9 protein-coding genes and 1 pseudogene are annotated in these 15416 nt (G+C 41.7%); 5 read left to right on the plus strand and 5 right to left on the minus strand.

The window, feature by feature from the left end:
• The first annotated feature begins 288 nt into the window (after window positions 1-288).
• The 4 genes from VSA01S_RS04665 (at window position 289) to VSA01S_RS04680 (ending at window position 5877) form a co-directional block, all read left to right on the plus strand.
• Entirely contained in the window at window positions 289-1371 is a 1083-nt protein-coding gene (locus tag VSA01S_RS04665) for an efflux RND transporter periplasmic adaptor subunit (protein WP_039981304.1), read from the plus strand.
• The gene (gene vexH / locus VSA01S_RS04670; protein WP_039981306.1) at window positions 1371-4484 is read left to right on the plus strand and encodes a vibriobactin export RND transporter permease subunit VexH; all 3114 of its coding nucleotides are present in this window, start codon (window positions 1371-1373) and stop codon (window positions 4482-4484) included. The genes VSA01S_RS04665 and vexH overlap by 1 nt, the downstream gene beginning before the upstream one ends.
• Window positions 4485-4659: 175 nt before the next feature.
• Window positions 4660-4974 carry a DUF1244 domain-containing protein gene (locus tag VSA01S_RS04675; protein WP_021708599.1) on the plus strand — a complete coding sequence of 105 codons (315 nt, stop codon included), beginning with the start codon at window positions 4660-4662 and terminating at the stop codon, window positions 4972-4974.
• A gap of 162 nt (window positions 4975-5136) precedes the next feature.
• Window positions 5137-5877 carry a GlcG/HbpS family heme-binding protein gene (locus VSA01S_RS04680; RefSeq protein ID WP_039981313.1) on the plus strand — a complete coding sequence of 247 codons (741 nt, stop codon included), beginning with the start codon at window positions 5137-5139 and terminating at the stop codon, window positions 5875-5877.
• Between the two features lie 174 nt (window positions 5878-6051).
• On the opposite strand, the gene pbpC is transcribed toward VSA01S_RS04680, so the two are convergent.
• The 4 genes from pbpC to VSA01S_RS04700 form a co-directional block, all read right to left on the minus strand.
• On the minus strand, window positions 6052-8208 hold the full coding sequence (gene pbpC / locus VSA01S_RS04685) for a penicillin-binding protein 1C (RefSeq protein ID WP_050567348.1): 2157 nt from the start codon (window positions 8206-8208) through the stop codon (window positions 6052-6054).
• Window positions 8208-12863, minus strand: coding sequence for an alpha-2-macroglobulin family protein (locus VSA01S_RS04690; RefSeq protein ID WP_039981315.1), 4656 nt, complete (start codon window positions 12861-12863; stop codon window positions 8208-8210). Before VSA01S_RS04690 ends, pbpC begins: the two co-directional genes overlap by 1 nt.
• A gap of 267 nt (window positions 12864-13130) precedes the next feature.
• Entirely contained in the window at window positions 13131-13613 is a 483-nt protein-coding gene (locus tag VSA01S_RS04695) for a DUF3429 domain-containing protein (RefSeq protein WP_039981318.1), read from the minus strand.
• On the minus strand, window positions 13610-14155 hold the full coding sequence (locus VSA01S_RS04700) for a glutathione peroxidase (protein ID WP_050567349.1): 546 nt from the start codon (window positions 14153-14155) through the stop codon (window positions 13610-13612). The genes VSA01S_RS04695 and VSA01S_RS04700 overlap by 4 nt, the downstream gene beginning before the upstream one ends.
• 103 nt (window positions 14156-14258) lie before the next feature.
• On the opposite strand from VSA01S_RS04700, the pseudogene VSA01S_RS04705 reads away from it, so the two are divergent.
• A pseudogene (locus VSA01S_RS04705) lies at window positions 14259-14611 on the plus strand (IS1 family transposase); the annotation flags it as partial.
• Window positions 14612-14801: 190 nt separating this feature from the next.
• Here the strand turns inward: VSA01S_RS04705 and VSA01S_RS04710 are convergent.
• Window positions 14802-15410 (minus strand): LysE family translocator, encoded by a 609-nt coding sequence (locus VSA01S_RS04710; RefSeq protein WP_039981319.1) that lies wholly within the window; start codon window positions 15408-15410, stop codon window positions 14802-14804.
• Window positions 15411-15416: the final 6 nt, after the last annotated feature.

Consider the following 15416-nt stretch of genomic DNA (forward strand, 5'->3'; position numbering starts at 1 on the left):
TTTTATGCATTTTTCAGCATGCTTTAGAAAGGTTTTCCCAGCTCCTCTCTCAAGTCCGGGGCGAATCATAGCAAACTCTTTCAAGCTGTAAAGCGTTTTTCTTGTGTTTTCATATTGAATGCTGCCTTTTTGGGCAAAGACACTAAAAAGTCAACATTTTGTGTGTACTTTATACAAAGGAGCCACTTATTTTTTACTTGTATTTACACTAATTGACGTTGTTATTTGTATCAGCTGGTAAAATGTATTGAGTTTACTAACATTAATTTTTTATCTGTGTCGAAAGTTATGAGCATTAGAACCTGTTTATCTGTCTTTACTTTGTCTATTGTAATGGCGTCGCCAAATGTTATGGCATCCAAGCGCCAAACCTCGGTTTTGACCGTGGTAACCGAAGTCGTCGAGGCTCATGAGATTAATCAATCATTGTCTTTGATTGGAAAAGTCAAAGCGGCACAATCTGTGGTTATCGAACCAGAAGTTGCTGGTAAGGTGAAAACAATAGCCATAAAAGCAAATCAAAATGTTGAAGAAAATCAACTGTTAATTCTTTTGAATGATGATAAAGCGCAAGCAACCTTGGCGGAAGCCAATGCATATTTAAAAGATGAGCAACGCAAGTTGACGGAATTCAACAAGCTGGTCAAAAGAAACGCCATTACGCAAACAGAAATCGATGCCCAGCAGACCAGTGTTGCCATTGCTAAAGCTCGGTTAAACGCTGCTAAGGCTGACTTGGCTGACCTTCAGATCCGTGCTCCTTTTGCTGGTACTGTCGGCTTCGTTAACTTTAGTAAAGGGAAAATGGTCAGTACTGGCACCGAACTACTGACATTAGATAATTTGTCACAGATGGAGTTGGATTTGCATGTTCCAGAGCGCTACTTATCGATGTTGTCTGTTGGTATGCAAGTTCACGCCACATCAAGTGCATGGGAAGGGCAAGATTTTATTGGCGAAGTGATTGCGATCGACACCAGAATCAATGAAGAAACATTGAATCTGCGTATCCGAATTCAGTTTGATAACCCAGATCAGCATTTAAAGCCTGGTATGCTCATGCAAGCAGCACTGGTTTTCCCTGCTCTAAAAGCCCCGATTATTCCAGTACAAGCTTTAGAATACTCAGGGACTAAGCGTTATGTATACGTTATCGACAATCAAAATACGGCCAAACGTCAAGAAGTCTTTCTAGGCGCGAGGGTCGGTAACGAAGTTGTGATCGAGTCTGGAGTCGAAATTGGTGAAAGCATTGTTGTTCAGGGTATCGTAAACATGCGAGATGGTGTGCAAGTTAAAGAAATTGTTGCGCCAGGTAAAGTCAGCCAGAATAAGACGGTAGAGGATCAATCTGGAGAGGGCGTGAACTGATGTTTCTCTCTGATATCTCAGTCAAAAGGCCAGTTGCTGCTTTAGTACTAAGTTTGTTGCTTTGTGTGTTTGGTTTTGTTTCTTTTACTAAGTTAGCCGTGAGAGAAATGCCAGATATTGAAAGTCCTGTCGTCTCGATCAGCACTCGATACGAAGGAGCCTCCGCAACCATCATAGAAAGCCAAATTACCTCGGTGTTGGAGGATCAATTATCTGGCATTAGTGGTATTGATGAGATTAGCTCAACCACTCGTAATAGTATGTCACGTATCACGATCAAATTTGAGCTAGGTTATGATCTCAATACAGGGGTGAGTGATGTACGTGATGCAGTGGCTCGAGCGCAGCGCGCACTCCCTTCTGAAGCAGATGATCCTGTGGTGTTTAAAAACAACGGATCAGGTGAAGCGTCTTTGTATATTAACCTTAGCTCGACCGAAATGGACAGAACGCAGCTGACAGATTACGCAGAGCGTGTGTTAATGAATCGTTTTAGCCTTCTTTCTGGTGTTAGTTCGATTGACCTCTCTGGCGGCTTGTACAAGGTAATGTACGTTAAATTGAAGCCAGATTTGATGGCAGGTCGCTCAGTGACTGCTTCAGATATTACAGCTGCACTGCGCAGTGAAAACTTAGAAAGTCCAGGAGGGGAAGTTCGCAACGATTCTACCGTTATGTCGGTAAGAACGGCGCGCACATACAAAACACCGGAAGATTTTCAATATCTGGTGGTGAAACGGTCCAGCGATCACACGCCAATTTATTTAAAAGATGTCGCCGATGTGTTTATCGGAGCAGAGAATGAAAACTCGACCTTTAAAAGTGATGGTGTCGTCAATATCAGCTTAGGTGTGATCCCACAATCCGATGCAAATCCACTGGAAGTAGCAGAAGCAGTCCGAGCTGAAGTGGATAAAATGCAGAAGTTTTTACCAGACGGCACCCGCTTGGCCATTGATTATGATGCGACAGTCTTTATTGAGCGTTCGATTGATGAAGTATACAGCACACTTTTTATTACTGGTGGACTGGTGGTTCTTGTGTTGTACATTTTTATTGGTCAAGCTCGTGCCACGTTAATTCCCGCAGTGACCGTTCCTGTATCGTTGATTTCTTCATTTATTGCAGCTTATTACTTTGGCTTCTCTATTAACTTAATCACTCTAATGGCTTTGATCTTATCTATTGGTTTGGTCGTTGATGATGCCATTGTTGTTGTGGAGAATATTTATCATCATATTGAGCGGGGAGAATCACCGCTTTTAGCCGCTTATAAAGGAACACGTGAAGTCGGGTTTGCAGTCATAGCGACAACCTTGGTTTTGGTAATGGTATTTTTACCGATTTCATTTATGGATGGCATGGTTGGTCTTCTGTTTACTGAATTTTCTGTTTTGTTGGCGATGTCGGTGATTTTTTCTTCTTTGATCGCTCTGACTTTGACTCCAGTACTTGGTAGCAGAATCCTAAAAACTAATGTTAAACCTAATCGCTTTAATCAGAGAGTCGATGCTCTGTTCGCTAAGCTGGAGAGTGGTTATCGCCGATTGTTGGTATCGGCTCTTAAAGCGCGTTGGGCTGCTCCCTTAATCATTATCGCTTGCTTAGGTGGCAGTTATGTGTTGATGAATCAAACGCCAGCCCAGTTAACCCCTCAGGAAGATCGCGGGGTTATCTTTGCTTTTGTGCGCGGAGCGGAAGCAACTTCTTACAATCGAATGTCTGACAATATGGATATTGTCGAACAGCGTTTGATGCCATTACTTGGTCAGGGATTCTTAAAGTCATTCAGTATCCAAACGCCTGCATTTGGTGGTCAAGCCGGTGACCAAACTGGGTTTGTGATCATGATCCTCGATGACTGGAATGAACGCAGTTTGACTGCTCAAGACGCTTTAGGATCGGTACGGAAAGCACTTTCAGGGATCCCTGATGTGCGAGTATTCCCATTTATGCCGGGTTTTCGTGGTGGTTCAAGTGAGCCCGTACAGTTTGTCTTAGGCGGTTCTAATTACGATGAGCTTATGACATGGGCTGAAATGCTTAAGAGTAAAGCTGAGGCTTCACCAATGATGGAAGGGGCGGAGATTGATTACTCAGAGAAAACCCCAGAGTTGCTGGTATCGGTTGATAAGCGTCGTGCTGCAGAGCTTGGGGTGAGTGTGCAGGACATATCTGAAACGCTAGAGATTATGCTGGGTGGCAAAAGCGAGACAACGTTTGTCGAGCGTGGTGAAGAATACGATGTTTACTTACGAGGAGACGAAAACAGTTTTAACAATGCTGAGGATTTGAGCCAGATTTACTTACGTACTGATACCGGCCAGCTTGTTACGCTAGATACGGTGACTAAAATTGAAGAAGTCGCTGCATCAACCCGCTTGTCGCACTATAACAAACAGAAATCGATCACGATTAAAGCCAACCTTTCTGATGGTTATACCTTGGGTGAAGCGTTGGACTACCTTGATCAAACAGCCATTGATAATTTGCCTGCGGATATCTCGGTCAGTTACTCAGGTGAATCGAAAGATTTTAAAGAAAACCAAGCCAGCGTGGTGGTGGTGTTTGCACTGGCTCTATTGGTTGCTTACCTCGTTCTTGCAGCTCAGTTTGAGAGTTTTGTCAACCCATTAGTTGTGATGTTTACCGTGCCTATGGGAGTATTCGGAGGGTTCCTTGGCCTTTGGGTGATGGGACAGGGGATGAATATTTACAGTCAGATAGGCATGATCATGTTGATTGGTATGGTTACCAAAAATGGTATCTTGATTGTTGAATTTGCTAACCAGTTGCGAGACCGTGGAATTGAGTTTGAGAAAGCCATTATAGATGCTGCAGCACGTCGACTTCGCCCTATATTAATGACGGCGTTCACCACATTAGCCGGTGCAATTCCTCTGATTTTATCGACGGGAGCTGGCTACGAAAGTCGTGTAGCCGTCGGTACGGTAATTTTCTTTGGAATGGGTTTTGCTACTTTAGTGACATTGTGTGTTATTCCGGCAATGTATCGTTTGATTTCTGCTACAACAAGAGCTCCAGGTCATGTGGAAACAGAGCTTAATAAAGCACTGAGTCATGATAGCAAAGGTCGTATCGTACACCCTTAACGCTTTGTCTATTTTTGAAGTCAATATCAATGGCTGAAATCAAAACTATGTCACCCCAATATCTTGATAGGATGTTGGGGTGATGTGCTTATCTGTTGAGAGTCTTTCTTTAAGAATTTACAATGGGTTTGGAATACACCTAGCTAATTGAATAATAGATGAAAAGGAAAATAATGTGGCCGAATTTAAATACAAAAATCTGACTCAAGAAGAACAAGATAAGCTGGATGCTGCAACATTTCGACGTCTTTTAGCTCATTTAGACGCACACAAAGAAGTCCAGAATATCGACCTGATGATCCATGGTGGTTTTTGTAGAAACTGCTTTAGTAAATGGTATAAAGCGGAAGCAGAAACATTAGGCGTAGATTTGAATATCGATGATGCTCGTGAACGTGTCTATGGCATGACTTACAGTGACTGGAAACAGAACCATCAACCTGAAGCAACCCCAGAGCAACTTGCTGCTTTTGAAGCACGACAAAAATAGTGTCTCCTATACCAGTATCTCTCCGTTGATTGTTCGACTAAATGAAGTCGAACAGTCTTAAACTATTACATATATGTAATAGTTTTTATAAAAATTACGAATTGTTGATAAAATAATTATTAATTAATATCTAGTGGCTAACACAACTAGGAGTTAAAAATAATGAAAAAACAAGTCTTAGCCGCACTATCTTTATCTAGCCTCACTTTTTTTACACAAGCGAATGTTTGTGAGCAATTGCCCACTCACGCAGAGGTAACCGCTGCTTTAAAAAGTGTTGTTGCAACAACCAGCGATGAGAAAAATGGTGGCCTAGAGTTAAATATGTGGGGAACAGTAGTTGCTAGAGATGGCACTGTCTGTATCGTGACAAAAACAGGGGAACATTTTGGTGATCAATGGCCTGGCAGCCGTGTAATTTCTGCACAAAAGGCCAATACAGCAAATGCATTTAGCTTACCTAAGCTAGCACTTTCTACTGCAAACTTATGGACAGCGACTCAACCTGGCGGCAGCCTATTCGGTTTGCAATTTAGTAACCCGGTCGATACTCAAGTTGCTTACAAAGGGAAATCTAAAAACTTTGGCCAAAAAAATGACCCTATGGTGGGCAACCGTATTGGAGGCGTTAATGTTTTTGGAGGTGGTTTAGCACTTTACAATAAAGAGGGTACTATTATTGGTGGGCTTGGTGTGAGTGGCGATACCTCCTGTGCAGATCATAATATTGCTTGGAAAACTCGCGATGCTTTAAAACTGGATTACGTACCTAGTGGAGTGTCTGAATCAAATGATGACAATATTATCTACGCAAAAGATAATGGCTTTGCTCATGTGAAGTGTGGAAATGGCGAGCAAGCCATTGCTATTGGTTTGCCACAGAGTTTCCCTACATCAAAATAAGCGTGGTTGATATCAAAGATTTTAAGTTTTTCAATGATCTAAATTCAAATCGCTTTGTGTTAACATTTAGTTAAATTTTCACCAGTAATAAATATATACCCCAGTAACCTCAAGATGCTGTGTTCAGTGACCTCGCTCTGAATCAATCAAGCATCTTGAGGTCATTTGGGTATATTAGTGAACAGTGATTTCTATTACTTTGCAAGTGACCGTATTACAAGAGGAGATCCGGTGTTTACCATCAAGTTTATCTAGGTGCAAGGAATCGCCAATCACAGCGTCATCTAGATACCAGCGAACATGTCGACTTGAAGCCCTTAAATTTAAAACTTGTCCAGGGTATGGAAAAATATGACTGCCATCCTGTGGCGTTAATATTTCAATTGTTTGTTGATTTTGGCTGGTGCTCTGACGCCATAGTGATAACGCTTTAGGCCAATGGTGTATCTGTTCAATTTGGTTATCTGAACGAAGAGTTCTTGGGGTGATGCCATCTATTGTCCAAGCTGTACGTTTGAGCTGGCATTGTGCTTTGCGCACCCATTTTGCATCCAGCCCACTTGGCCAACAAATATCGGTTTGAACCACCGCCTTCGGCTTGAGTAGGGGGTGTGTATCTATAGGAAGCAAGTCAAAGACATCAAATAACAGTGGTGCGGCTTGAGTCGCTCCTGTTTGACCAGCATAGGGAGAGCCATTCGGCCTTCCGACCCATACTCCTACCGTATAATCGGAGCTGAGCCCTAGTGCCCATGCATCCCTAAAGCCATAACTTGTGCCTGTTTTCCAAGCAATCTTTCGGCCAAATTTGGCTCTAGTGCGGTCAGGTGGTCGAATATCTTCAAGTATGGTTTTGGTAATCCATGCACTTTCTTTGGTCATAATTGAGGCTTGTTGCACGGTGTCTTGGATACTCATCCTTGGCTTGATGGCAATCCCTCCTCGGGCAAAGGCGGAATAAAACATGACCAGTTCTCGCAATGAAGAACCACCCCCTCCTAAAGCTACCGTTAAGTTGTTATTGGGCAAACGTAAGGAAGCATCTAATACCTCGAGTTGTTGAGCAAAACGTTTGACACCTAAGCGATTAAGCAAATAGACAGGGGCAATATTTTTTGAACGTTGTAGAGCTTCAGCTACGGAAATACTGCCTTGAAATTGCTGGTTAAAGTTCTTTGGTTGGTAATCACCAAAGTTTGTTGGGATATCGAGTAGCAGACTTTCAGAATGAATCAGTCCAGCTTCTAAGGCATGAGCATAGATGAATGGCTTGAGGGTGGAACCAGGTGAGCGCACTGCTTTAGTCATATCAACATGACCAAAACTACGGACATCATCGATATCTAAAGAACCTTTATACGCAATTACTTTGCCAGTTTGATTTTTCATCACAAGCAGTGCAACGGAAAGATTGTGGTTGAGGCCAGTAAAACGCTGAGCAGTGAGGTCAGAAATATTGGATTGCAAAGCACTGTTAATATAAGTGTCGATTTGCCTTGAGTTTGGATGCGCTTTTTTCAGTTCTCGCGCTAGAAGAGGTGCATCTTTTTTGATGGGTTTGCGCTGTGAAAGTATCGGCTCTTGCCATAAAAGCTGATACTCCTCCTGAGTGAGCTTGCCATTTTGAACCAGTCGTCTTAACACTTTATTCCGCGCATTTTTCGCCTGATTTGGATAACGGTCAGGGCGATATCGACTGGGCCTTTGTGGCAAAACCGCCAGTAGGGCAGATTCGGTAATATTAAGCTCATTAGCAGATTTGCCAAAGTAACGCTGACTGGCTGCTTCAACTCCTTCAATGTTGCCTCCCATTGGTGCAAAAGTTAAGTAGAGCTCTAGGATCGTTTCTTTGCTGTACTGACTTTCCAGTTGTAAGGCTCTGAATATTTGCACGAGTTTACCGCTGTATGAACGTTCATAAGAATATAACAGCCTTGCAACTTGCATGGTTAATGTTGAGCCACCTGAGATCACACGCCCAGAGGTGATGCGTTGACCAACTGCACGAACCAGAGCCGATACATCGACACCGCCGTGATTAAAAAAGTGCTTATCCTCATACATCAGCAAGGTATCGATGTATGTTTGTGACACTTTATCTAAGTGGACTGGAGTACGAAATATGCCATTCTGGTCGGCAAATTGGCGCAGAACTTGTCCATCGGAGGCAAGTACATTGACCGAATGGTTGGAAGAATGAATTTGAGGCAACGGAAACGCCCAATTAAGGGCGCTCCACATTAAGTAAATCAGCAGTGTTGTGGTGAGTACAACAGTTGTAGCGAGTACAACACCGCTAAATCGCTTCACTTTTTGTATTGCTTTGATCATTAACGCTGAATCTTGATCTTATCCGTAGAACTGGCTTGTTCGTAAATAAAACGTTCAGGCGAATACATGTCTTCGATATACAAATTGGGCAAATGAGTATCACCGGGTGTTTCCGCTCTCATTACATAATAATAATTATAGTTATGATTTGAATCGAAAGAGCCAGCGGCTACAAATCGATCATTACGATACTCGATCATTTCAGCGTCGCTGCTCTTCATTTTTAGTACGGTAAGCATATCATCTGCAGCTGTGTAGTCTGGGTGCTCAAGTACCATACCTGCGGGTAAGTAATCAATGAGCATTGCCCGAGAGATATCTTCTTCGAGTTCGAATTCTACATTAACCACAATAAGTTCACCGACTTTGAATTTATCGGTATGTTTCTTATTTCCATGTTTGTCATAGTAGGTGCGTGCCACTTTTTTGACCTTGATACTGCTTAATAGTGACTGGGGCTCAGCAAACCCTTCGACAGATTGTGTTACATACAGAGGAGAGCCAGAGGTATTTGAGTAGTTGTCACCGATGGCGACATCAATCGGCTTTGATACTGAGGTATCGCGACCGTTTTTATTGATATGCACTGGCTGAGTGTTGATTTTTTGCAGATCAAACCCTGCTATCATCAACGCATACTTCTCTTGTGTACTGAAATATTTGCGCTTTTTACTAAGTTGCAGCACTTTTTCTACCGCTTCGATACGGTATTTTTCTAAATCACTATCAATAGGACCGATTTTCTCAACAGCACTGATAAGAGAGATAAGCTTAGCTGCAGAAGACAATTCAGATTCGTAATAGTTGTTTGGGCTTCTTATCCACTTTTTAGCAAACTGTTGCTGACTGCTGATGAAGAAACGTTGACCGGTTTTCATATCGCCAAGCAGAAAGAAAGTGGCCCCCAATTGGGCTTGACTTAAACTGCTATTAGCCGATAAACGCTTAAGGTAGGTTGCGGCATCAGATAGCGTGATCTTGCCATGTGACGCTAGTATATAGCCGATATAAGCTTTATCTTCGGTTGAAGTTGTTGAATCCCTGAGGTGCTTTTGGGCTCGTTTTACTGCTCGAGAAACCATCTTATCTGAGAGAATCTCAGGGTATTGATTTTGTGTCTCTAATAAAAAGTTTGTCACATAAGCCGTTAGCCAAGGCTCTTCTATCGAGTCTTTGTTCCATAAGCCAAATCCGCCTGAGGATTTTTGAGCACCCGCAAGACGTGAGATCGCTTTTATCAACATCTCTTTAGAGGACGCTTCAGCCGTCACTTGCTGCTTTAATGTTTGCAAAGAAGGTTCATTGCTCAGCCAAGGGTAGGCTTTACTCGTAGTCTGTTCGACACAACCATAAGGATAGCGGTAAAGCCCTTGTGCAAAGGCCAGTGGATCAAATTGTGGTGAACGACTAAACAAAACGGTACTTTTGCCACGGAGAATCGGTAAGAGGCCATCCCACTGTGACTGAGCAATGGCCAATGTATCACCAGTGGCTAAGTGCTTCGTTGTTTGTTTGGTGACATAAGGAGTAGCCGAGCGAACTGGGACGCGCCAATCTCGAGTCACACTATAAACTGGGCTCTTTACCGACAGTGTGAAAGTGGAAGTAGCAATGTTACTACCAACTCGAATATCGACAGGAAAGGCTGCGCTTTTATTTGGTGCCAGCTTAACTGTTTGCGGCGTAGCTCCTATTAACTCCACACCATCTTTCGCCGTCAAGCTCAAGGTGATGGTTTGTGTCTCATCGGTTTGGTTAGAAGCCTCAAGCATCACCTGACTTTTGCTGCCCGTTGCAAAGAAACGAGGAACTGAAAGCTCTGCGACAATAGGAGCAACCACTTTTACATCTTTTACTTGATGGCCGAATTGTTCACCGTCGATAACGGTGGCCACAACCTGAACTTCACCATTGTAATCGGGTACATCGATTTTAATTTTTGCTTCGCCATTGCCATCAAGGCGAATTGGTGCAAAGACATGGTTGAATGTTTTACTTTCAACAAGATCATCAAGCGGCCTATTATTTCCTCCATCCATATCGCCACCATAGCGATGAGTGATGAATGAAGAAGGTCGCGTTTCAAACTGACGTGAATAAAGGTCGACCAAATCTGCATTCAGGCGTTTTTGACTATAAAACCAATCGAAGATATCAGGCACCTTATAGCGAGATAGGTTGATAATACCTTTGTCGGCAATTGTTAATACTACATAAGGTTGCTGCAACGAGTGACTACTTTTGGCTTTAACCGTTACCCATTGTGTAGTGAATGGCTCAAACTTTTCTGGCGTAACGACTTCAACATCCAGCTTCCGATCTTCTCTGTAGAGTTTCACGGGTTGGACTGCAATCAAGCGGCGAGTATAAGATTTTTCGGTGTTAATCAAAGTCGCAATTAAATATAGGTCATGCCTTTCGAGTGAATCCGGTATTTGAATTTGAGTGGTGAGTTTTCCTTGCGTGTTCACTTGTTTCTGTTGGTAAGTTTTATCACCTACTAATTCAAGAGTGACATTTCCAGAAACAGGGGAGTTGATCTCAATATTGATATCCTGACCATTTTTATAGCTCTTTTGATCTAAAGACAGCGCTAATTGGTCTGGTTTTACCGGAATCTGAGCTTCACCTTCACGCCAACCGACGTAAAAGCTGTAAATCGTTTCTTGGCCATCTGGAGAAGTCGCGGTAATACGATAATCACCCCACTCCACAGGTAAAGAGATTTCTTGTGGCTTGATGCTAAGAGGGAGTTGCTTAAACTCTTCGAGACGCCACTCATCATCTTGCCTGAGATCCCAACCAGAGTTCTCATTGTAGACCCAATAGTAGCCACCTCTATTGCGCTCAAGTTTTATAGTCGCTTTACCTTCTATTGCTTTGCTGCCGTTATGATTGAGTAAGAGTAATGAGAAGTCAGCATTATCAAAATAGTCGAAATTGTCTGCTGCGGGGCGAATGCCAACAACGGACTTTTGGTTAGTGACTAATAAGCGTTTTATACGAGTGGTTGTTGCCCCCCCAGTTTCGAAGAGTTGACCATTAACCGTCAGGCGAGCAGGGCCATCCAGTACATCCCTATCGATTGGATCGAGTTCGATCTCGGCTTGCCCTTCGATATCGAGTTTGATGTCGATTTCTTCAGGTACCTCATATGAACTTATATAGTGCTGTTTACCAACATAATAGCTTTTGAATTTCCCAGGAAAATGGTCAATAGAGCGGAGTACTGTTGAGGCAATAAAGCGGTTTTCGGATGCTGGTTGACCAAATAAGTAACGGCCCGACACTTTTGCGTCTAAGACTTCTCCTGCGACAATCTGTTCAGGTAATTCAATGTCTAAGTCCATACGCTCGGGAGTAAATTCAGCGACATTAAAGAAAAACTGACCCAGATTCTCATTGCTGCTAGGGTTTGTTTTGACTGTTATGGCCCATTTACCCAGCTTTGCAGTTTTTGGTATAGAAAATTCAAACGTAAAAAAGCCAGAGACAACCTCATCCAGTGTTTGAGATAAGGCAATACTACCATCCGGTTTAATCACTTCGACAAAGAGGTTCTTCTCATCAGAAAGGTGTCCATTGGCTTTTCTTAACACAATATTCGTTGAGAGCGTCTCTGCGGGTTTCAATAAATCACGATTGGAGAAAACAAATGCGCCGAGCTCTTTTTGCTGATTACCTGTGATAGTGAAGTCAGAGAGATCCAAAGGGACTTCTTTCATGGGCAGAACAGCCATACGTCCTGGTTGTTCAACCACAATAATATCTGTGTCGGCTCTCTCTTTATATTCAAATTGTGCAAAGCCATTACTCAACGAGGAAGTGAAACGTATACCCTTTTCACTGATGATGGAAACCTTGCCTTTTGCTAGTGGTTCACCGGTGCGTAAATCCATCGCCTGAATAGAGGCCGATTGTTCGAATAATTTCGCTTGAAGGCCAATGTCTGAAAGTAAAACTTGAACAATATCGGGGTCTTCAAATGAGTTAGACGGTTTTATTGTGATGATGTACCAACCATTTTCCAATTCACTCGGTAAGGTGAGATTAGCAAGTTGAGATGCATTAGGGCGACTTGGGGGTAATTTGAACGTGATATCCGTTTGATGTGCAAAATTCTTTCTCAGACGATTAGCGCGCCAAGAATGAAGCTTATTAGTATAGAAATATTCGCTAAACAGTTCAGGAATATTATTGACCTTGTAAATCGATAAACTGGCGGCCGTCGCGTTGATTGTTTCAACAGGGATGGCCCGATCACCACTTGCATTAACAAACGGACCATTTCCAATTAGACGAATACTTGGTGAGGTTTCATAAATGGAGACCGTTTCATATTCGTCCAAGCCACTTTTACGCTCGGTTTTTTTGAGAGAAATTTCGTATTCGCCTATACCATATTTTTCAATGTGGAAGTATTGAAATGAATGATCAGGGGAAATCCTCCAATCTGGCACGATATCCACATTGTCTTTTTTTACTGGGAGATTAATTGTGGTTGATGTGCCTTCTAGTTCGACAATAATACTGCTTTTATTATCTATTTTACCTTCCGATAGGTGCGTAATGGTCGAGGCGAATAGGCTAGGTGATGTGACTAGGTTGAAACAAAGCCACAGCATGGTAAGTAGGGAAAATCGCATGGTTGTCATCTTATTGTGCATTCCGTTAAGTAACCAAAATAGAGGGACTCGCCTTTCATCCATAGGCGGGTGGTAATGTTATCAATTTACAATGTTTTTGGTTAATTATTTTTGGAAACTTGGGTATATATAGCTATAGGATTATTTGAATGTTACCAAAAAAGATGCCATCTTTATTATTAATTTAATCAATGGCTTGTGTTGATTGAAATGATAAATAAAACCAGTTCTTGTAAAAGAATCCAAGATATTGGTAGGAATACTAAAAAGTTAGCTTCATGAAAGTACCGTTAAACACATAAAGCTGTGCAATAACACCACACACACAGTCAGTTTTGTTCTCATTGCAGCATAATCAGCAAGAACCAAATTGTGCACCATGCTACAAACCTTCGCTGATTTTTCAGCGCGCCAGACGGTGATATAACCAAAAGCGAGAATCACAATAGGAGATAAGAAATCTTGATCGCTTAGTAAAAGTGAGAACCAAGCCAATAAAGACATCATGTTGCTTAACAGTAATAGCCTAGAGCTTGAGTGAAGATGTGGGTTGGTAATGGCTGTACCCCATAAAATACCGGATAAAAAGCTTAAAATCACTGCACTGTAGGTAACGAAGATAATTTCTCCACTGTAACCAAGTATATGTTTATCAATGATGGATAATACTAGGCCGCATACAAAAGGGACAAGGCCCATAAAACCGAGTATGTGCATCACATTTGTTGGGCGAGTTCTCTCTAGATGTAAATCATTCATAATTGTTGCTCAACAGCATGAGTTATTGATTGTCCTGTAGGAGAAGTAGAACTAGGGAAGATCGCTACGACTTGACCATGCTTATCGATAAGATATTTATAGAAGTTCCACTTAGGGGTGACATTAGCTTGCTGCATAATGCTGGTAAAAACTGGATTGGCCTGACTGCCGGATAATGATGTTCTAGCCATCATTGGAAAGGTCACACCATAATCTAGGTAACAAATATTGGCTGTTTGCTGTTCGCTTCCTCTGTCTTGATGAAAATCATTACTTGGAAAGCCAATAACAGCGAAGCCTTTATCTTTGTAAGTTTGATAAAGTTGTTCAAGTTCTTTGAACTGTGAAGTATAACCACATTGACTGGCAGTATTGACCACGAGCAAAGTTTTACCTTTAAACTCATCGCATAGATTGATGGTTTTGTTTGAGTTGAGTAATCTCTGCTCGACATTAAGGAGCTCAGGACAATTGGCGGCAAAAGAGTAGGGTTGAAGAAAAATTGCCAGAGCGAAAATTGATAAAAATGAAGTACGAACCATTTGACCCCCTAATTGGGTGAATTTGGCTGTTCATACTCTAGATTGGCAGGAAATGATCACTTTGAGTGTTAGTGCATGTTACCAAAAGAGTCGAAACATAAATGTAGGTAATAAGAAAAATCGACGACGGCTTTGGTATGCACGGGAACCGTATTATAAACGCATCATCGCTCATGCACTTGGTAAACGCAATACGAATAGCTTGCGAGTGCTGCTTACTCTACTACAGCCTTTCGACATCTGCTTATTTTTCAAAGATGACTTCAATGTCTACACGAAAGAGTTGCCAATAGAAAAGCACATTGTAGGTAAGAGGTACACTCAGCGAATTGAGAGAACTAACCTGACAGTACGTTCAAGATTGAAACATCTTGTCCGTAAAACGATCTTTTTTCAAAATCAGAGGAGATAAATAACGAAGTAATAGGGACGTTTATAGAGCGGGAGTTTTACTAGTAATTCAACCGAACTGAGTCATGACCGTATTTTCAATAGGTGCTGATATAACTCAGACAACACCTATTGAGATGTTTTTTTTGATTGCTTTGTTAATAAAATGCGATTGATTAGGGCTTTTTTGTACTGTTTCCAGTCCGCTGTTTATGGCCTAGTTAAATTTAATTGCTCAACAAAGTCTATAAGAAAGTCAGCTTGCCAAAAGCTGAGAATAACCTAAATAAAAAGCTGTACAAATTAATAACGACCCCATAGAAAGATTAAAAATTCGTAATCGGTTACTATTATTTAAGAAGACCGTGGCTTTATCTCCTAATATTGCCCAGAAAATTAGTGACGCATAACATATAAAAAAATAGCATAAAACAAAAGTAGAAAATATAGCATTGTTATTAACGCTACTAAATAACGAGACTCCTGAAACACATGCTATCCAAGCCTTAGGGTTTAACCATTGGAGTGCAAATCCCTCCCAAAAAGTGGCTAGTTTCATTTCTTCTGATACCGAAATAGTTCCTCCAGACTTTGCTACTTTAATCCCTAGATAAATAATAAATGAAGCACCTATAACTGTTAAATACTTAAGAAATAGGGGGAAAAGAACAAGGACCTGAATAAACCCGAACCCAATAAATGCTAGTAGCATCGTAAAGCCTATTGTTGCGCCAGATACAAAAGGCATTGTCTTCTTTAAGCCATGATTAATACCTGAGGAGACAATTACCATATTAACAGGTCCTGGTGATATAGACATAGCTAAACTGAAGGTACACATTGCTATGAATAATGTTATTGTCATTAGATT

It is taken from the genome of Vibrio sagamiensis NBRC 104589 (assembly GCF_007990935.1).
GTDB classification, from domain to species: domain Bacteria; phylum Pseudomonadota; class Gammaproteobacteria; order Enterobacterales; family Vibrionaceae; genus Vibrio; species Vibrio sagamiensis.